The sequence below is a fragment of the Echinicola strongylocentroti genome (genome assembly GCF_003260975.1).
GTDB lineage: Bacteria > Bacteroidota > Bacteroidia > Cytophagales > Cyclobacteriaceae > Echinicola > Echinicola strongylocentroti.
Genome location: NZ_CP030041.1, coordinates 6,190,043 through 6,211,100, shown reverse-complemented (window position 1 = coordinate 6,211,100; position 21,058 = coordinate 6,190,043). Strand labels below are relative to the sequence as shown.

The window sequence follows — 21,058 nt, the reverse complement described above, 5'->3', positions numbered from 1 at the left end:
GACAAAAAGATGTTTATTTTTAAAAAAAAACGAATTCTTCTTTATGTGTATAAATCCATAGGGTATTGGATTACCCTATCTCACATTTGTTCAACTGGTTAAAAAGCCCTATTTTAATATTTTGGCACATAAAACAGGATGCAGCAATTGTATAGCAATGACCAAAAATTTTCTATCCCATTCGTATGCAGCTTGTTCCTGCTGCTGGGCGTCAGCTTATTTTTCACCCATTGTACCCCCAAAATAAACACATACGAACCACCTATTGACGATCCTAAGGGGTTTTCGCCGTCAGGTCAGGACAGCTTGGCCCTTCATTGGTGGGAGTCTTTTGATGACCCGGAGCTAAACAGGCTGATGGACAGTTCTTTTTCTCATAATATGAACTTGATCAATATATGGTATCAGCTTCAAGAGGCCACATCGGTCAGGAAAATGCAATCTACCTTCCTCCTTCCTGACATAGAGGGCAGTGCCCAAACGGCTATTAGCCGGCCTCAGCCTGACTTTGCAGGAGGAGAGAATACCCAAATAGGTGTATCTGCCAATTATGAAATCGATCTATGGGGAAGGATAAAGGCTGGTCTGCAGGCGGAGGATTTTAGGTTGCAGGCTTCCTATTATGATTACCAGGCAGCTGCCATGACACTTTCTTCCCAAATCACAACAACATGGTTTCAGCTGATCACAGCCAAGAAGCAGCTGAACCTTGCCCAAGAGCAAATTGCCATCAATGAAAAAATCATCCAATTAATAAAGGTACGTTTTGGTGCAGGGCAAATTAAAGGAGTGGACATCCTTCGGCAACAGCAGCTGGTGGAAGAGGCCAAGAACCAAAAGCTCATTTATGAAACAGACCTTGCCGTGCTAAAGAACCAGCTGGCAGTGCTTACAGGAGTACCACCCCAAAACTTCCATATTACTGCCAAAGACAGCCTTCCTGAACTCCCGCCACATCCACAAACAGGTCTTCCCTTGGATTTGGTAAGGAGAAGACCTGATATCCAGCGGGCTTACAATAACCTCTTGGCAGCAGACAGGGACATGGCGGTGGCCGTGAGAAATAAGTTTCCGCGATTGTCCTTTAACCTATCTGGCCAGACACGTTCAAACACCTACCCGGAGCTTTTTAATGATTGGGCCTATACCTTGGGAGCCAATTTGGTGGCACCACTTCTCTACTGGGGAAGGCTGCGTGCCGAAGTGGACCGGGCTGAAGCCGTAAAAAACCAGCAACTGTATAATTATGGACAGTCCATATTGATGGCTTTCCAAGAAGTAGAAAATGCATTGATACGGGAGAAAAAGCAGGCTGAAAGATTAAAAGTAATCGATAAACGAATCACCATGGCCAAAAAGGTCCAGCGGCAATTGCAAAATGAATACATTAATGGCTTCATCGAATACCTGGATATATTGGTAGCCCTAGATGAACAGCAACAACTGGAGCGGGAAAAAATCCAGCTGAAGCAGCAATTGTTTGAGTCCAGAATTGCACTATACAGGGCATTGGCAGGAAATTTTGACCTGGAATTTGAAAATGAAACCCAAGCAGCTAACCAGAACATAAATGAACAATAAAAAGACGATATTCATTTCCGCTGGAATATTGGCATCTTCGGCATTAGTGGTTTTTCTGATATTTTTTACCGAACCGACAGCCAAAAGCGAAGGAGCGACAAAAATCACGGCCATGCTGGTCAGTGTAGAAGAAGTCAGCAGTGGTACTTTTGTGCCAGAATTCATCACTACCGGAACGGTACAGGCCGTAGATAATATCAGTTTGAGTGCACAAGTAAGCGGTGAGGTAATCGAGCGGATGAATGAATTTATTCCTGGAGGTCTGGTAAGAAAAGGTGAAGTTTTGCTAAAAATCAATCCAGCCGACTACCATAACCAGCTTGCCCTAAGGAAAAGTGAATTGGCACAGGCCGAGACCAATTTGCAGATCGAAATGGGAAGGCAAAACATTGCCGAGCAAGACCTCGCTCTGATCAGTGGCGACACCCTTTCGGACAAGGAACAGTCACTGGTCTTGCGCAAACCACAGCTAGCATCCATTAAAGCCCAGATCCAATCTGCCAAAGCTGCTGTAGACCAGGCTACTCTAAATCTACAGCGGACAGTGATCAAAGCTCCATTTGATGCCCAGGTCATTACACAAAACGTTACGCTAGGATCCCAGATCGCCTTAGGTGATGATTTGGGGAGATTGGTGGGGACTGAAGCCTACTGGGTGCAGATCACTCTCCCAGTAAGGGACCTTAAATGGCTCAATTTCCCCACCGGTTCGGAAGAAATAGGTGATACGGTAAAAATCAGAAACACCAGTTCCTGGGAGCCTGAAGAATACCGTATCGGATACTTGTACAGGCAAATAGGAGCACTAGATCCCCAGACACGTTTGGCTAGAATCATCTTAAGGGTGCCGGATCCATTGGGTTATAAATCAAGCAACTATAAGCCACAACTACTAATAGATGAATTTGTAGAAGTCGATATCAATGGCAAGCCCATAGAGGGAGTGGTAAGGCTAAACAGGGATTACCTCAGGAGCAATGAAACCGTTTGGGTCATGGAAAATGAAAAGCTCTCCATCCGTCATGTCCAAATCAAGCTGATGGACGCCCATTATGCCTATATTTCCCAAGGGCTAAAAGATGGAGAAAAAGTGGTAACGACCAATATCAGCACGGTAACCGACGGCGTACCGCTAAGGGTAGAACAGGACACAACCACCAATACGAAAGCACCTTGAACAAACACACGAAAGATACCGAACAAAAAGGGATCATTGCCTATATGGCCACCCATTCCCTTGCTTCCAACATCCTGATGTTGCTATTGGTAGGTGGAGGGATCTACACCATGTTCAGTATCCAAAAAGAAGTGTTCCCCCAGTTCCAGCTAGATTTTGTGAATGTCTCCGTAGTGTATCCTGGTGCGGCACCCGAAGAAGTAGAACAGGGTATATTAATGCCAGTGGAAGAAGCCATCCGGGGCATACAAGGAATCAAGGAGATCACCTCCACGGCCAATGAAGGGTCGGCCCAGATCAGCATCGAGCTGGTGGCGGGCACCAATCGTATGAAAGCCTTTCAGGACATCGACCAAGCGGTAAACCGCATCCGTACTTTTCCGGATGACATTGAAGAGCCAGAAGTGGTCCTCCAAGACCGGCAGCGGGACGTCATGCAGATTTCTCTTTATGGAAATGTGGATATCTGGACACTCCGCAAACTAGGTGAACGGTTAAGAAACCAACTTCTAAGCCAGCCAGAGATCACCCAAGTCAGCCTGGATAATGTCCCAGACTATGAGACGAGGATAGAAATTCCCCGCCACAATCTGAGAAAATATCAGCTTACCCTAGGCCAAGTAGCCAATCTAGTAGACCAGTCCAGTAGAGATGTGCCTGCCGGCGCTATCGAAACCAACTCCGGGGAAATCCTCCTCCGAATGAAGGAAAGAAAACAGTGGGCCAAGGAATTTGGTGAAATCAATATAGCTTCCTCACCTTCGGGTGCACAGGTGAAGCTCCGGGATATAGCCACGATTACTGATGGTTTTGAAGAAACGGGATTTCATGGTCAATTTAACCAGACTCCAGCCGTCAGCATGGAAATATTCCGTGTAGGAGACCAGTCTCCATTGGATATAGAAGAGCTTGTAAATGAGTTGTTGGCAGATTTTCAATTGCCTCCAGGTGTAAATTACCGGATTGATAGCAACAGGGCCGAAGACTACAGGGAGCGTCTTTCCCTGCTTACAGAGAACGGCTTAATGGCTGTGGTGATTGTTTTAGTGATTTTAGCTTTGTTTTTGGAATACCGCTTGGCATTTTGGGTAATGATAGGAATGGTCATTTCCTTTATCGGCGGCATTACTTTCTTACCGCTCATCGGAGTGAGTGTAAACATGATCTCGATGTTTGGGTTTCTTGTTGTGCTGGGCATTGTGGTGGATGATGCCATTGTGGTAGGTGAGAATGTCTTTGAATACCGACAAAAGGGATACAGCATCATGGAGGCCTCTATCAAAGGCACCAAAGACGTGGCCCAGCCCGTTTTGTTCAGCATACTTACGACAATCATTGCCTTTTTCCCGCTGTTGTATATTCCAGGGGAAACAGGCAAATTTTGGTGGCCATTGCCAGCAGTGGTGATTGTCATCCTCAGTGTATCCCTCATTGAAGCGCTTTTTATCCTTCCCTCCCATTTGGGACATATCAAACGGCGAAAGAAAAAAGGCCTTATTCTAAAATTGGAAAATTACCAAGGCAAATTCGCCAAAGGATTTGACTGGTTAATCGAGACATATTACCATCCATTCTTGGATAAATGCCTGGAGTTTAAATACATCACATTAAGCATTGCCGTAGGCTTATTGGTGGTAGTAGGTGGCTACGGACTCAGCGATCATATGGGGATTATCTTGATGCCTGAAGTAGCAGCAGATGAAATAGAAGCTGGAATAAGGCTTCCAGTGGGCACCACCCCAGATCAAGCAGCTGCCGTGGCAGAGGAAGTAACCACGGCTACCAGAAAGATGTTTGAAGAGCATAACCTGTACGAAGTGGCCGAAGGAGTAAAGACCAATGTCAGGGGCCAAAACTTCATCGATGTGGAAATCGTCATGCTTCCACCAGACCAGCGAGACATCACCGCTCGGGAGATCATCGCCCTCTGGCGGGACAATATCGGCGACATCCGTGGTGTGGACCAGATCACTTTTGAAGCAGAGCGCGGACCGGGGGGAGCACGTCAAGCGATCAGTGTAGACCTGAGCCATACTGACATCAACGTGCTGGAAAAAGCAAGCAAGGCTTTTGTGGAAAAGATGAATACCTTCGAAAACACCCGAGACGTAAGTGATAACTATAACAAAGGAAAGATCCAATATGACTTCAAACTATTGCCCCAAGGCCGAAACCTAGGGCTTACCTCCTCTGAAGTAGGGCGACAGGTTCGAAATGCATTTTTTGGCGCCTTGGCCATGCGGCAACTAAGAGGAAATAACGAAGTGGAAATACGAGTAAAACTGCCCTTGGAGGAACGTAAGGATATCAGAAACCTAGAAGACTTTATCATCAGAACAGAAGAGGGCGTAGAAGTTCCCCTAATGGATGTGGTAGAGGTGGTTCAGCAAGAAGCATTTACCTCCATCAATCGCCGAGATGGTCGTCGTGTGGTCAATGTAGGCATGGATGTAGAACCCTCCAATGCAGTCAGTCGTGTATTGGCCTCCATTAATGAAAGCGTCCTTCCCCAACTACGTGCAGATTTTCCTGGACTCACCTGGACATTTGAAGGAAGTCAGGCTGACATGCGCGAATCCACTGATTCCCTGTGGGGAACCTTTACCATGGCCCTGCTACTTATTTACGCACTTTTGGCACTAGCTTTCGGTAATTACACCCAGCCATTCATTGTCATGGCGGCCATTCCGTTTGGAGTAGTGGGGGCAGTAATTGGTCACATATTACTTGGCTACGATCTTTCGCTGGTAAGCTTGATGGGAATGATAGCCTTGGCTGGTGTAGTAGTAAACGATTCTCTGATCATGGTGGACTTTGCCAATAAGAGACGAAAAGAAATGTCAGCTTTTGATGCTATCCATGAAGCGGGGCTCCGGCGGTTTAGACCTATCGTCTTGACCACATTGACCACATTTGGCGGCCTCACCCCTATCATTCTTGAAACCTCCAGCCAAGCATTTTATTTGATTCCTATGGCCATTTCACTCGGCTTCGGTATCGTGTTTGCCACTTCCATAATCCTGGTAATCGTTCCGTGTCTTTACCTTTCGCTGGAAGATGTTAAACTCTTTTTCAGAAAAGGGCTGTCTTAAGTAGAATGGAAAATGACTACCCGTGATACAATTACTCATTTCATCTTCACATCTAACCAACGAAAAACATGAAGTATCCAAAAGCATTCTCTCACATCGGAATTACAGTTCCTGATCTACAGAAAGCTGTAAAATTCTATGAAGAAGTAATGGGATGGTATGTTATTATGCCACCGTCAGTAGTAAAAAACGAACCTGAAACGGCAATTGGACAAATGTGTCTTGATGTTTTTGGTCCAGATTGGTCGAGTTTTGAAATTGCCCATTTATCGACTTCTGATGGAATAGGCATTGAGTTGTTTTCTTTCCCATCTACGGCCCAGCACAAGGTGACGTTTGACCCTTTTAAACCCGGTTTGTTCCACTTTTGTATTCAAGATCCAGACATAGAAGGGCTCACAGAAAAAATTGTGGCTGCCGGAGGTAAACAAAGAATGCCCATACGGTCATATTACCCTGATGATAAGCCATATAGAATGGTTTATGTAGAAGATCCTTTTGGAGTAATATTTGAAATTTATACCCACAGTTACGAGCTTACCTATTCTTCAGGAGCCTATTCGGACAAGAGTTAATTTCTATGACCTAGGTAGGTTCAATTCTGTTTAGTTAAGTAGGTTTTCTAGTTAGAGGTCGGTCATCGAAAGCGTTATGGTTTTAATTTCTTAATGCACAATGCCTGTTTATGGGTTAGTGCCCCTATCCTTGGAGCCCAATTTCCAAATTCTGCTTACTTCATTAGGAAGAACCATTAGATAGACAGCGAAGACTTTTCTTTTTTTATAATACCACAGGAAGTGGAAACAGGCACAATAACCTTAAAGGGATAATTTCGTACTAAAAAGTTATGACAATTAAACTTAGTTTCAGACAAGCAAAGACACATATAATGAAGAAATCAATCATGCTTATGGCTCTCCTACTTATAGGAAGCTGGAGTTATGCACAGGAAAAGTCAGCGATTAAATGGTATAGTTTTGAAGAAGCGACAGCCCTAAGTGAGGAAAACCCAAAAATGCTGATCGTGGATGTATATACCGACTGGTGCGGATGGTGCAAAAAAATGGATAAAGAAACTTTCACCGATGATCGAGTAATCAGCTATTTGAATGAAAATTTTTATGCGGTGAAGCTAGATGCAGAAAATTCCAAGGAGACGTTTGACTTTAAAGGGGAAGAATATACCGAAGCCAGTATGGCAAGGGCCATGCGCGTAACTTCCTACCCAAACTTTGTCATCATAGATGCTACAATGGAAAATATCACCCAACTTCCGGGATACAGGAAGCCAGACGCCTTTATCAGTGACCTAAAAGCCACACTTCAGCGGTTTACTGGCGAGGAGTAGTCCTTCGTAAGCATAGATCAGGGTATTTTCAGATCCCGTTTCCTAATTAAGGTAAAGCTTCCATTCGGCATTTCCCCTAATGTCTTGTATCTTTGGGGCTCCATTTATAAACTAGGTCAATGAGTTTCTCCATCAGCGAAAAAGCAGATACCATCATTGCTTTGGCCACACCACAGGGAGTGGGTGCCATAGCCGTTATACGTCTGTCCGGCAAAGATGCCATCAAGCTTACCAATGAAGTGTTTGGTGGTAAGAACTTAGAGGAGCAACAAAGCCACACTATCCATTTTGGTACCATCAGAGATGGGGAAAGAATAGTCGATGAAGTACTGGTTTCATTATTTGTGGCACCCAAATCATTTACCAAAGAAAATGTCGTGGAGATCTCCACGCATGGCTCTTCTTATATCATTAACCAGGTCATCAAGCTGCTGATAAGAAAAGGTGCCCGGCCTGCCAAGCCCGGTGAATTTACGCAACGCGCATTTTTGAATGGACAATTTGACTTGGCTCAAGCTGAAGCAGTGGCTGACCTGATCCATTCGGACAGTGAAGCCTCCCACCAAGCAGCACTACATCAGATGCGAGGAGGCTTTAGTGGAGAGATCAAACAACTAAGGGATCAACTGATCCATTTTGCTTCCATGATCGAATTAGAGCTGGATTTTGTGGAGGAAGACGTGGAGTTTGCCAGTCGTGACGACCTACAGCAATTGGTAGAAAAGCTATTGAGAGTAGTGGAGCAGCTGATTAGCAGTTTTGACCTGGGTAACGTGATCAAAAATGGCGTGCCTACTGTTATCGCCGGAAAACCCAATGCAGGGAAGTCTACCTTACTAAATGCCCTACTCAACGAAGAAAAGGCCATTGTTTCAGAAATAGCTGGTACGACACGGGATTTTATAGAAGATGAAATTAATATTGGAGGGGTTATTTTTAGGTTTATCGATACGGCAGGACTACGAGAGACGACCGATACGATAGAAGCCATGGGCGTATCCAGGACACAGGAAAAGATGAAAACAGCTTCATTGATCCTTTATCTATTTGACCTTAGTGATACGGATATGGTGGAGATCAATAGGGACATCAATAAGTTGGAAAACCTGGGAGTTCCTTTTGTAAAGGTGGCCAATAAAATCGACAAAGCGACTGAGGGCTTTATCACCGAATTAAAAGATAAGCATCCGGATACCATTTTCATTTCAGCTGGTCAAAAGGAAAACCTGGAGGCGCTAAGGACCAATATTCTCGATTTGGTCAATTTGGATAAATTCAAGACAGGAAATACAGTGGTGACCAATATTCGCCACTATGATTCCCTAGTAAAAACCCGGGAGTCTTTATTGGATGTGCTTAACGGAATTGATGCTGAAATCACCAATGACTTCTTGGCCATGGACATTCGCAGGTCCTTGCACTTTTTAGGAGAAATCACCGGGGAAATTACTACCGATGATCTGTTGGCGAATATTTTCAGTAAGTTTTGTATCGGGAAGTAAATAGTCTGGGATAAAAGGATTTCATTAGTTAGACCAGTGGCGCTCTCCTGATAGGCTATTTTTAAAACATTTCAGTTCATTCAATGGGAGATCAAAAATAATGTGTACAAAATTCATGTCTTTAGGATTGAGGTAGGGGATTTCCTTAATTTCTTCCCTCACACCATCATATCCATAAAGGTTGAAAATAGTCAGCCAATCGTCCATGTTTCCAAGCTGGACTACCCTTTCTATTTCAATTGCCTTGCCTTTTTGGTAATCAAATATTGAAATATACCAATAGGTAAATACATTAACTGAAACACATATTGAAACGATCCTTTTGCAGGAAGCAAGGAAGCTCGGAAGTCAGCATTGGAGTGGTCTTTGCAAGTTGTGTATTTGTATAACAAATTCTTACTTGCGGCCCTGATGATTTCGATGGAATAACCAAGGGTTTTACTAAAACTCGCAACTCGTTTCAGTTTAAAAAATTTGATCTTAAACCTTTTTTAAAATTTGAGTAAATTACTCCCATGGAGACAATTGTGGTAGAAATGGAAAACCAAATTGAAATATATCAGGGAACCGACGGGCAGACCCAAATTGAGGTGAAATTTGAGGGAGATACCTTTTGGCTATCTTTACAGCAAATTTCAGACTTGTTTCATCGTGACAAGTCCGTTATTTCTAGGCACATTAGAAATATCTATAAGGAAGGTGAATTAGATAGACAGTCAACTGTTGCAAAAAATGCAACAGTTCAAATGGAGGGTAAAAGAAAAGTCGAAAGGGAAGTTGAGTTTTACAATCTAGATCTCATTTTATCTGTTGGCTATAAAGTGAACTCAAAACAGGGTACTCAATTTAGGATCTGGGCTACCAAACGCTTAAAAGACTATCTTATCCAAGGTTACGCTATAAATGAAAACAGACTCGCTCAAAAACAACAAGAAGTCCAAACCCTTAAAGATGGAATACGGATTTTAAGCAGAGCAATTCAGCAAAAGGAAGAAGTCCAACACTTTGATTTAGATTGGCTGAATCAATTCGCAAAAGGACTAGAATTGCTTGATGATTACGATCACGAAAATTTAGATAAAAAAGGTTTAAGCAAGAGAAAAGCAACTTATCCTGAATTATCTCAATATCAGGAGATAATAAAATCGATGAGATCAGATTTTGAATCTGGTGTATTTGGAAAAGAAAAAGACGGAAGCTTTGAAAGCGCAATAGCACAGATCAGCAAAGGCTTCGGGGAAGAGGACTTCTATCCTACCCTAGAAGAAAAAGCAGCTACGCTTCTATATTTGATCGTGAAGAATCATGGTTTTGTAGATGGTAATAAACGAATTGCTGCAGCCTGCTTTCTCCTCTTTTTACAGTCGAATGACCTACTCCACACCCAAAATAGGAAACCAATAATCAGCAATGATGCACTTGCCAGCTTGACCTTATTTATCGCTTCAAGTAGACCTGAAGAAATGGAAACGGTGAAGAAATTGGTGATTAGTGTACTGAACAGGAACCTGAAATATTGAGGTTTATCATGATCCTTGATTCTATACCGTTATTTGTACCGTAGTATAATTGACGAATTGTTTGTCAGTAAGTTATACTTTCTGTATCGGGGGAAGTAAATCATAAAGACAGCTCTATACAGCCAGATAGAACCGAAAATTAAAGCGAAGCGATTGATTTTGTCCGCCGGACGGATCAGACCGAAATACTTGTGCGCAGTGGCGTAGATAGACTAATGCATATTTCGGGTTTAGTATAAATAATGATTGATTTACCAATTTTCCAATCGCCCTTCCACCATGCGTAAAAAAAGTATTGGGCTTATAAAAACCGACAGACACATTTGATATCATTATGTTCTTTGGTATAAATTACATTATATTAGAAAACAATGACAGTTAACTACCAAGAGAAATAGTCCCAAAACAACAACCTAAAACCATGGTAAACCCATCACAAACACCACGGAATCTGGACCAGCATGTCTTTGAGCAATCCCCATTTCCCATGTGGATTTATGACCTCGATACCCTGGAGTTTTTAGCTGTCAATAAAGAAGCAATCCTCCATTATGGCTTCTCCGAGGAGGAATTTCTGAGCATGACCATAAAGGAGATTCGTCCCAAGGAAGACATTGCTCTTCTTGAAAAGGCCGTCCAACAGGTAAGAAAGGGCATCAAACCCAATAATGAAAGGTGGTTTAGGCATAGGAAAAAGGATGGAAGCATCATCCGGGTGAAGATCAAAAGCAATCGCATTGTATATCGGGGCAGTGAAGCGGAGATTGTGTCCGCCATAGATCTAACAGCCAGTTTTAATCAACAACAACGCATCGAAACCCAAAAAACCTACCTAGCGGCAATTGGAGAATTTCAGGAAATCCTTCTCAAGACAAAGGACTGGCCCAATGCGCTCAAAAAGTGCCTTGGCATCATCGGTGACCTTTTGAAGGTTGACAGAGCGTACTTTTTACCCCAGAAAGGGTCCGAACCAAACAATGGCCAGTGCATAAAATGGACAAGGGACAACAAAACCAATAGCAGGCTTCCAATAGGACTGTCACGATCCCAAATCAGGAATTCTTGTTTTTATAGCGATTACCTGGCAAAAGGGAAAAAATTCGTCGCCACTATTTCTGAAATCACAGAACCTGAAGCAAAATCGGTACTGGAAACGAATAAGGTCCAATCGCTACTGCTATATCCGGTGTTCTTGGAAGAGGAGCTAATCGGGGTTTTCGGTATTGAGGACCACCGACAAGAAAAGAAATGGCAGGAGATGGATTTACAAGTGATACATAGTCTTATCAGTAACCTTTCCTACGCCATAAAAGATTCTGCTGCATATGAAAAACTGGTCGAAAGCGAGACTAGGTTCAGGTCATTGGTTCAAAATGGCACGGACTTAATCGGCCTACTGGATAATATGGGTAACTATAAATATGTAGCCCCTACCAGCCAAAAAATATTGGGAATTCCTCCGGAACATTTCTATACCAAAAATGCATTTGACTTTATATATCCCGATGACATTCCTAGGGTCAAAGAGCAATTTGAGCAAATCGCCACCAAGCACCATGTCACTATAGACCCCTATCGCTTTATGAACGCACAGGGAAACTGGGTTTGGCTTCATACTGAAATCACCAATCACTTGGACGATCCTGCCATCAACGGGATTATCGCCAACACCCAAGTAGTCAACGAAGAAATCGAAAAGCGCATTTCCAGTGAGCTGGTAGCGTCCATGACCAACTCGATAGGACAGCCAGGGGCTCTGTATAAAGGTATGGCCCATGCACTGGAAAGGGTAACCGGTCTTCCCAATATCGATCTATGCGAAATGTATCTGCTATCTAAGGATGGTCAGCATTTAAATTTGGTTTCAAAATACCACGCAGACCCAAAACTTGGCCAGCTGTACAGAAAAAACAATATGGACAGTCTCTCCAAAGGTCAGGGGCTGCCTGGAGTCACTTGGGCTCGTAATGCTATCCAAGTATGGGACGACCTTTCTTTGGAACCTAATTTCATCCGGGCAGAAGAGATCGGGCTTACACCGCTACAATCGGCATTTGCCATTCCCATAACCTATCGCCATGAATTTCTGGCTGTCTTTGTGGCCTTTTCGCATAAAAGAGCCGAATTGCTCAGTGACCAAATACAATTGTTAAAAGAGGTCATTAAACCCATTGGAGCTGTTATCCAACAAAAATTGACTGAAGAGGAATATAGAAGCTTTTTTGACCTTTCTCCAGGCCCCTTATGTGTAATAGGTTATGACGGATATGTCAAAAAGTACAACAGTGCCTTGGGGCGGTTATTACGGTACGATAAGAAAGAATTGCTGCAAAAACCCCTGTTGAATTTTGTCGATAATAGTGACCACGGGCAATCACGTAAAAAGATGGCCGCTTTCATACAAGGAAACACTTCGAAGCCACTGGAAACCCGGCTACTGACAAAAGAAGGCAAGGTCAAAACAATGATCTGGAAAGGGAAGACAATACCAGCATCCAAAGTGATTATAGCAGTGGCCAAGGATATCACCGCGCAGAAAAGTGCCGAAGAGCACCTAAAGGATGCCTACACCAAATTAAAGACGGCTCAAAAAATAGGGAAATTGGGCTACTGGAGCCGTGACCTGGATTCAAGCATATCCGAATGGAGTGATGAAACGTACAAAATTTACGGTTATACCCGCAAAAACTTCATTCCCAACATGGAAAACCTAATCCAAACATTTCATCCAGAGGACCGGCACTTGATCAAAAATGATCCAGACCAAAAACGGAAACCGGGAAAAGTCAATCGATATGAACACCGCATCATCGATGCGCAGGGAAAGATCAAATGGGTGCAACAGGAAATCAGGTTGGTTGCGGACCAACAGGGACGTCCCTTCCGTATCGAAGGCACTATCCGGGACATCACGGAAGAAAAGGAGTATGAACAACGACTGTCTATAAGCAACAACCGCTTTAAACTGGCCATGCAAGTCAGCAATGAAATGATATGGGAATTGAACCATAGCATAAATAACATTACCCGAGGCACTGGTTTTGATGAGCAAGTCAGTTATAGGGAACAGGAACCTTTCTCAATAGCAAATTCATGGTTCCAAAAAATCCATCCTGACGATGCTGCGGAGGTTTGGAGTTCTTATGAAGCAGCCCTTGACGATGAATCCGTCAATTCCTGGAAGATGGAATATAGGATGGCTTTAGCAAATGGGCATATTGGTTATTTTGTGGACAGGTGCCTGATTCTCCGAGACAGTATGGGCAAACCAATACGTTCGGTAGGTTCTGTTCTGAATGTCACCGCCTCTAGGACTCACTTGGAGCAAATACAACGGCAAAATGACAACCTTCGTGAAATAGCCTGGCTTCAATCCCATAAGATCAGGGCTCCCCTTTCTAGGATTATGGGACTGACAGCACTAGCAAAGGAAACCAACAGAGAGGACATTAGCACCGAACAAATCATCGACTGGATAGGCAGTTCATGCAAGGAGCTGGACAGGGTCGTACATGAAATCACGAAAAGGACATTTGACAACACTGATGGCAATAATGCCTGACATTTTCTGACGGTAAAGATTTAGTGCCAAAATAACTTCGTGCAGCAATCATTGCCTCATCTTATATCCAATCCATTCACCTGGATGATGATTTCCCATTCATTTGACACCAACGTTTTAATCACTTTCCCATGATCAACCGTTACAAGTCTTCAAATAAGTTCTTATTGGGAGTATCTCCCAAGTTCATTTCCAAGTGAGCCCCTTCCCTTAACTGATCAAGGCTTATTTGGGATTGATCGTAAGACTTGCCGTTCAATTTAATGGATTGAATAAACACGTTGTCCTCTCGGTTGTTTTTGGTAGTAATCCGAATGGACTTACCATTGGTGGTAGTAATCTCCACCTCATCAAATAAGGGACTGCCAAACTGAAAAGAAGGCCCCATTTCTACCAAACCTTTGACATCAAACAGGCCAATAGAAGCCATGACATACCAAGCTCCCAACTGCCCCTGGTCCTCATCCTGACCTAAACCATATCCATGTACTTCCTCCACTCCATAAAATACATCACAGATACGTCTCACCCATTTCTGGGTAAGCCATGGCTGGCTTGTATAGTTAAAAAGCCAAGGAATATGCAAATTGGGCTGGTTGCCTTGGTTATATAGGTAACTTAATCCAGCAAAGGCATCGATATCCTCTCCCCCGAAGCCTGTCTTTTCGGAAACCGTAAAAATAGAATCCAGTCTGTTGACAAATTTTTCGTCTCCCATTTTTTCTACCAGTGCTTCAGGAGTGTGGGGGACATAAAAAGTGTATTGCCAGGCATTGCCCTCCTGAAATCCTACCCAAGGAGCAAAAGGGTCAAAATCCTTCATAAACTCCCCAGAGGCCACCCTTGGCCTTACAAAGTCTATTGCTTCATCATATACTTTTTCCCAGTTGTGGGATAACTGCATCAGTTCATTATACTCGGCATCTTTACCAAGGGCTTTGGCAAATTGGGCGACAGCATAACTGCTATAGCTATATTCCAAAGCATGTGAAACAGAAAATGCCGAGCCTTCAGGTGAAGTATCCCAGCCTGGTTGATAGGGAATAAAGCCTTTTTCTACAAAGGGCTTCAAGTCCGTTTTGCCCGCTCCCTCATTTCTATTTTCATATTTTACTTCATTTTCATAAGCTGCTTTAAAAGCCAATTCCACATCATAATCCCTGATATTGGCCTGATAGGCCGCTGCTATGACGAGCCCTACAAAATTGGTCCCGACACCGGAAACAAATTTACTGTTGGCCAGCCCATCACTCATCCATCCGGAGTTTTTGTAAACGGCCAAATGGCTTTGTACAAAATCGTTGTAATATTCTGGCCACACTAGGGTCCACAATTGCGTAAGGTTCCAAAATGCCCCCCAAACAGAGTCCGTATTGTAAAAATCAAATTCCGGCTCACCATTTGCATCCAACGGAATTTGCCCAATGGAGCCGTCATTTTCAGGAAACTGGCCATTTACATCACTTGCCAATCCCCTTCCCAAAAGCGCATGGTAAAGGCCTGTATAAAACTTGGTTTTATTCTCCTTTGAAGGATCGGAAATCTTGATTTTGCCAAGCTCTTCATTCCACTTTTTTTGGGCCAGTGTTTTGGCGGTTTCGAAATCAAGGTCTTTTGCTTCTGCAAGTAGGTTCTTTTTTGCGTTTTCCAGAGAGGTGTAGGAAAACCCAGCTTTCATTTCAATGGACTCACCCTCTTGGGTGTCGAAGGCCATGTAAAGCCCTGCTCCTACTCCAGTCGTGTGATGTTGATTCTCTTTTCTGTTGTCACCATTAAAAGCACCTACCGATTCAGGAGTTTTGTTAATAACCGCAGAAAAAAACATTTTCACTTCTCCATCAGGCTGGTATTTTTTTACATATTCCGGATAGGTAATCACCCATCCTTCGATGGTATTGTCATCATTAAAGGTGACAGCGGCATCCTTTACTTTACCACTTTCTCCCAATTGATTGCCGATGTCCAGAACAATATAAGCACTGTCGGTTTTTGGGAAGGTATATTTATGAAACCCTACTCTTTCGGTCGCGGTCAGTTCAGCAGTGACGTCATAGTCCTTCAGCTTGACCTTATAATAGCCGGGTGTGGCCACCTCATCTTCTTTGTCAAACCGGGAACGGTAACCTTCATCGGGGTTTTCCAGGCTTCCCGGTACGGTATGTAGCTTACCAGTAGTGGCAGTAAAAAGAAACCCTCCGACCTGAAATTCATGCAGGTTTGCAAAACCTTCAATACTCTCATGCCTGCCATCATATCCTACCGCTTCCCAACCACTTTTGTTCCCATAACTTCCATTGGTAGATGGTCCTAATTTAGCCATCCCAAACGGCATGGCTCCAGGAGTATAAAAAAACCAACGACTATGTACTGACCCAATATTGGGATCTACAAATTCAAGAAAGGAAACTCCCTCCGAATGCTCCTTCTCCTGTAAATCTGACGAAGAATTACACGCCGTACCAAGCAGCAGGCATGTCAACAGTAAAACACCAAAATTTGTAATGCTTTTCATTTTTACAATGGTTTATTGTTCTTTAATCTCAGGTTATCTAATTGCTATATACAATATTTAGTATGTGCATATGTTTAAACAAAATTAAACATAATATTATGGTTTACAATTATTAAACAGCTCAATAAAAAGAATGTCTAGCAAATAGGACGAATCAAATCCCGCCTCTAAAAAACAGGTTGTTTCACTCAACTGTTACTGCGTTCGAATGACGCAAGGAGAAGGATTAATCACCTCAACCGCCCCTTCGGCTACGCTCATGGAGTGGACGAAGGAGACGGGATGCTCCATTAGGAGAATTAGCTAGGTATTAGAAGGTGGATAAAGTACCCGAACAGTGACATAGGTACTGTTCCCAAATTGATGATCATTTCTATTATCGAACTCAGGTTAATAGATCCTTACAGTTCCCTTTTGATATCAATATCGTAGGAAAAATAATCTGTGGCATAATACACTAGGTTGTACTCCACTGGCCTGTCTCCCCTGTCCAACACGACCCTTTCCCGCTTCAGGACGGGATCTCCTTTCTTGATATCCAATGCATGGGCGATAACGGCAGGAGCGGCGATGGCTTTCAGCTTTTCTTTGGACACCGTTACCACTATATGACATTCCTTCTCCAACATCTCATAAAGCGGCTGGTAAAAATTCTCGGATCCTGTCAGGCCTATCCGGGGGTGGAAATAGGAAATACTGAACAAATATTTGGCATCTTCAGCACCTCTCACCCGCTTGAGACAACAAACTTCTGTATCTGTCCCCAAATTCAAAGCCCTTGCAGTATCCTTGTCCGGCTTAACAAAATCAATTTCTACGGCATATTCCACCACATCTATGCCCTTGTCCCGCATTTCTTTGGTAAAGGAAATCCACTGGTCTAGTCGTGTGGAAATATTCTGGGCGACCACCTTGGATCCTACTCCCCTTTTTCTTTCCACCAAACCATCCTGCACCAGTTTATCTATGGCCTGTCTTACGGTATTGCGAGAAACGCCAAACCTTTTGGCCATACTCTCTTCCTTGGGCAGCAATGATTCCCCTGAGGCATACTCCTTCAGCTTTATCAGTGCCCTCAAATACTTTTCCAACTGCACGTGATACGGAATGGCACTCTTATGGTCTAGTTCAAATCCCCTTACCTCCATAGACTTCTTGATACTGTTTAATTTTTAATTATCTGCCGTCATTGCGACAGCAACCAAAAAGCAAAATTAAGCAATTTGTCATTAAATCCATTTATTGTTTTTTCTGGCCATCCATCCGAAAGGCCACTAGTGCCCCCAATCAAAGCCTCCTTCCATCAGGCGCTGCTTCCTGCTGTTTCATTTTCCGAACTTTAGGTAAGAAAACGACAGCACCACCGCTGCAATAGCGGGGACGAGAAACACAAAATCCACTCCTGCTGATTTCTGGATAAGCCCCATGATAAACGGAACCACCGCCCCACCAACTATCGCCATCGTCATCAGTCCCGATATTTCATTGCTCCTTTTGGGGGTCCTGTTGATGGTCAATGCAAAGATCAACGGAAACAGGTTGGCCGAGGCCAATCCTACTAGTATGATGGATGCCAAGGTGGTTTCAAGACTAGGAGACACCATTAGACATACAAATGCAATCACCGTAAGCCATCCAGACCACTTGAGAAACTTCACATGGCTCATTTTTCCCAAGATCACAGCCCCCAGCAAGCGGCTGACCAACAAGGAAAAGAAATAAAGGCTGATCCCTAACGATGCATCCTCCAACGTAAGATCAAACTTGGAAACCAAAACGCCTTGGATATTGGTATTCATGCCCACGTCAATCCCAACGGTCAAAAATATGGCAAACACCATAAAGGCAATCACGGGATCTTTCAATAACCTAAAGCAATCCTTAAATCCCGCAGAAGCTTGCTCGTGGGTTTCTTTTATGGGGGTTTTGGCCAGCCATGCTCCAGTACAGATCGCTACCGCACCATATACCAAAAATACATTCTTCCAATCACCAGTCCTGGATGCCAGCATAGCCACTAGCAATGGCCCCAGCAAGGAACTAATGGCCTTGATAAACTGGGACACACTCAGAATACTGGGATACTTCTCTGCCGTAACTACCTCTCTCAGCAAAGGATTGGAAGAAACCTGAATTAAGGTATTGCCAATTCCCAGTAACACAAATGAGCAAAGGAATATGCCATAACTAAAGCTGACAAATGGTATGGCCATTCCCAATGCTGTGGCACCAATTCCGGCGAGCAGGACCTTTCTTTTTCCTACCTTATTCTGGAGTATGCTAATGGGAACCGACAGCACAAAAAACCAGACAAAAACCATGGAAGGAATCAATTGTGCCATTTCTGGGCTGAGGTCAAACTCCTTCTGGGCGTACCCTGTCGAAACCCCAACAATATCCACAAATCCCATTACCACAAAACTCAGCAGCACTGGTAAAATTTTACCATATGGCAGTGTTTGTGAGCTTATATCTTTCATTTCATCCTATTTATTACCTGTGCTAAATTTCCATAATATTCCTCCTCAAAAAGCATGGCTCCACCGATCAATGGGGCGTGATCCAGCATTGGGGAAACCACTACACTGTCTATGGACAGTTCTTTCAGCAAATCCAGCTCAAACAAAGCGAAGGATCGTGATAGATTTCCTCCCAACACAAGTATTTGGGCACCAAATCTTTGGATATATGGATCAAGAAAACTGCCCAATCTACTTCCAAACAATTCAAAGGTTTTCTGGGCCAGTGGATCAGATTTGGCAAGGGTAAAAACGTCCAAAGCAGTAGACGCTTCCTTTCCTCCAAGGGACTTATATAGCCCCACCAAACCACGGGCTGAAAAATGGTCATCCGCCATTTCCCCTTGAAATTCACCATTATATAACCAACCATTTTCGGGCACCTCATCACCTGATAGTACCGGCACGCCATCAACTAAAAACGAAGATCCAAGCCCTGTCCCCAAGGTCAAGGCCACACAGCGATTTGCACCTTTGCCAAGACCTACCTTGGTCACTGCAATGCCAAATGCCGATGCATCATTGACAAATCTAATTTGGGATTTTTCTAACTTCAGGCGTTGAGAAAGTTCCTCTTTGATATTGACACCATAAATACATTCAAATTTATTTACCCCGATGACCAGGCTGATCCCCTCCGCATAATCAAATGGCCCTGGAACAGCAATCCCAACCCCTCTTACTGGTGCATTGGATTGTTTTATGGCCAGCTCAATCGCCTCAGCCCATACTCCTATGAGCTCGTTGGCTGTTCCATTTGGGTCGGGATGCCGCGTGGTCATGGACTCCAGCAGAAGCTCCTGACGCTCGCCATCAAAAAGACAAGCCGTAATATGGCTTCCACCGATATCTACTCCAACCTGCAGCATTTTCTCCCCATCTGCCAATATTGTCGGTCTTCCCATTATGCTAGTTTTTTGTATTATTGGATTCTTGTAGGGCAACTATGGCATCATAGAGCACTCCGGCACTTCCCCTAAAAGTCCCTGACCCTCGTGGCTGGTTATCGACCGAATACCACTCGTAAAAGCCATCGTTTTCTATTACCCTATCGACCATTGGCTGTATTTCCCTGTATGCTTCCTCGACAAATCCATTTTTGACCAATTCCAGGACCATCCTTCCTCCAAACCAAGTCCAGTCGCCTCCGTTTTGGTAGCTGTACTCCGGATTCATGATCTTATTGGCAAAATAGCCTGCCGGATATGGAGGATAGACTGTCAATCCGATAGAGGGTGCACCGGCTTGTTTCACCAGAGAAACCATTTGATTCAGGGAATGTTCGATTTCCTCATGTGTCAGCAATCCCGCTTCGATGGCGATAGCAGTGCCGCCAAAATAAAAAATCTCATTCTCCTTGAAGTCTTCTGGAAAAGGTGAACCCTCCAGATAGATATGGGGAATGAACTTTTGCGCTTCTGCGTCCCAGAGGTGCTTTCGGATATTTTTTTCCAGTTGCAGCTTGATGGTTGCCCATTTTTCCCTGCTTTCAGGCATTATTTCCATTAGGTTGGCCAAGGCAATGACCATCATGGCATTATCATAAATATCAATGGCCCGATGGGTGTTTTTATCAATATCCACTCCCCATCCATGTTCTGGCTGCACATCTCCCCAGTCGGCAGTAGTCGCGCCCCAGAGCAGGCCATGCTCCCTGTCAAAGCGGTGCTCCATCAGATAATCCATGGACCACTCCAGCCGTTCGGCCACCGTTTTGTCCCCTACCTTTTCTGAAAGCAGTGAAAAATCACCGGTGGCCTTGATGTATTTGTAGACAGTTTGCACCAAAGAAGTCTCTTGGTCTGTCTCCACGGTATTTTTGTGACCAGCATACCTTGGCTCCAGCTCAGAATAACTAAAATCGGTGTCGTCTTCCCCAATGGACGCCACTGGCGTAAAACCATCGATGATATTCCCATCATCTGCCTGCATCCTGAAAAAAACCAATAGGTTTTCCCTTAGCGTTTCCTTCGGGTACACCTTGGTGGCGATGTTAATGAAAGTATTGTAATCCCTGATCCAGACCTCCCTGTATCCATCACCTGCATTAAAGCCTTCGGAGACTACTTTTAAGGCCATTTTCTTTACTTTCTCGAATTTTTCATTGCTTACAATATTATTCGAAAGCTTGTCATTATTTTCTTCGCTGATTTGCCCATGAACAGTTAGGGCAAGCAATAGAAGTAGGGTCAATGCCAAGTAGTTCTTCATGGAAATTTTGGGTTATTGTTATTTAACTTTGATT

General features: G+C 43.8%; 14 protein-coding genes. 8 read left to right on the top strand and 6 right to left on the bottom strand.

All coding sequences use genetic code 11. The annotated features are described in order from the left end of the window. The first annotated feature begins 138 nt into the window (after positions 1 to 138). The 6 genes from DN752_RS24140 (at position 139) to mnmE (ending at position 8,700) form a co-directional block, all read left to right on the top strand. Complete coding sequence (locus DN752_RS24140; protein ID WP_112786334.1) at positions 139 to 1,581, top strand: TolC family protein; 1,443 nt, start codon at positions 139 to 141, stop codon at positions 1,579 to 1,581. Continuing rightward, entirely contained in the window at positions 1,571 to 2,758 is a 1,188-nt protein-coding gene (locus DN752_RS24135) for an efflux RND transporter periplasmic adaptor subunit (protein ID WP_112786333.1), read from the top strand. Before DN752_RS24140 ends, DN752_RS24135 begins: the two co-directional genes overlap by 11 nt. Next, the gene (locus tag DN752_RS24130) at positions 2,755 to 5,850 is read left to right on the top strand and encodes an efflux RND transporter permease subunit (protein ID WP_245949401.1); all 3,096 of its coding nucleotides are present in this window, start codon (positions 2,755 to 2,757) and stop codon (positions 5,848 to 5,850) included. The genes DN752_RS24135 and DN752_RS24130 overlap by 4 nt, the downstream gene beginning before the upstream one ends. A 68-nt stretch (positions 5,851 to 5,918) precedes the next feature. Continuing rightward, positions 5,919 to 6,425: a lactoylglutathione lyase family protein gene (locus DN752_RS24125; RefSeq protein WP_112786332.1), complete on the top strand. Its 507-nt coding sequence runs from the start codon at positions 5,919 to 5,921 to the stop codon at positions 6,423 to 6,425. A gap of 314 nt (positions 6,426 to 6,739) precedes the next feature. Then, a complete protein-coding gene (locus DN752_RS24120) occupies positions 6,740 to 7,198 on the top strand; it encodes a thioredoxin family protein (protein ID WP_112786331.1) in 459 nt (152 codons plus the stop codon). Between the two features lie 119 nt (positions 7,199 to 7,317). Then, the gene (mnmE, locus tag DN752_RS24115; protein WP_112786330.1) at positions 7,318 to 8,700 is read left to right on the top strand and encodes a tRNA uridine-5-carboxymethylaminomethyl(34) synthesis GTPase MnmE; all 1,383 of its coding nucleotides are present in this window, start codon (positions 7,318 to 7,320) and stop codon (positions 8,698 to 8,700) included. Positions 8,701 to 8,724: 24 nt separating this feature from the next. Here mnmE and DN752_RS25385 read toward each other — a convergent pair whose 3' ends face one another. Beyond that, positions 8,725 to 8,967 (bottom strand): DUF6922 domain-containing protein, encoded by a 243-nt coding sequence (locus DN752_RS25385; protein WP_394337176.1) that lies wholly within the window; start codon positions 8,965 to 8,967, stop codon positions 8,725 to 8,727. A 248-nt stretch (positions 8,968 to 9,215) separates the two neighbouring features. Here DN752_RS25385 and rhuM point away from each other — a divergent pair, with 248 nt between their 5' ends. Both rhuM and DN752_RS24100 read left to right on the top strand, forming a co-directional pair. After that, positions 9,216 to 10,220 (top strand): RhuM family protein, encoded by a 1,005-nt coding sequence (gene rhuM, locus DN752_RS24105; protein WP_245949400.1) that lies wholly within the window; start codon positions 9,216 to 9,218, stop codon positions 10,218 to 10,220. A gap of 421 nt (positions 10,221 to 10,641) precedes the next feature. Next, entirely contained in the window at positions 10,642 to 13,782 is a 3,141-nt protein-coding gene (locus DN752_RS24100; protein ID WP_112786328.1) for a PAS domain S-box protein, read from the top strand. A 142-nt stretch (positions 13,783 to 13,924) separates the two neighbouring features. Here DN752_RS24100 and DN752_RS24095 read toward each other — a convergent pair whose 3' ends face one another. The 5 genes from DN752_RS24095 to DN752_RS24075 all read right to left on the bottom strand — a co-directional run bounded on the left by DN752_RS24095 (position 13,925) and on the right by DN752_RS24075 (position 21,024). Continuing rightward, positions 13,925 to 16,294 carry a GH92 family glycosyl hydrolase gene (locus DN752_RS24095; protein WP_112786327.1) on the bottom strand — a complete coding sequence of 790 codons (2,370 nt, stop codon included), beginning with the start codon at positions 16,292 to 16,294 and terminating at the stop codon, positions 13,925 to 13,927. A 401-nt stretch (positions 16,295 to 16,695) separates the two neighbouring features. Next, positions 16,696 to 17,442 (bottom strand): GntR family transcriptional regulator, encoded by a 747-nt coding sequence (locus tag DN752_RS24090; RefSeq protein ID WP_112786326.1) that lies wholly within the window; start codon positions 17,440 to 17,442, stop codon positions 16,696 to 16,698. Between the two features lie 177 nt (positions 17,443 to 17,619). Then, positions 17,620 to 18,774, bottom strand: a complete 1,155-nt coding sequence (locus tag DN752_RS24085) for an MFS transporter (RefSeq protein WP_211324095.1) — start codon at positions 18,772 to 18,774, stop codon at positions 17,620 to 17,622. Beyond that, the gene (locus DN752_RS24080) at positions 18,771 to 19,718 is read right to left on the bottom strand and encodes an ROK family protein (RefSeq protein WP_112786325.1); all 948 of its coding nucleotides are present in this window, start codon (positions 19,716 to 19,718) and stop codon (positions 18,771 to 18,773) included. Before DN752_RS24080 ends, DN752_RS24085 begins: the two co-directional genes overlap by 4 nt. Positions 19,719 to 19,722: 4 nt before the next feature. Next, complete coding sequence (locus DN752_RS24075; protein WP_112786324.1) at positions 19,723 to 21,024, bottom strand: GH36-type glycosyl hydrolase domain-containing protein; 1,302 nt, start codon at positions 21,022 to 21,024, stop codon at positions 19,723 to 19,725. Between the last annotated feature and the right edge of the window lie 34 nt (positions 21,025 to 21,058).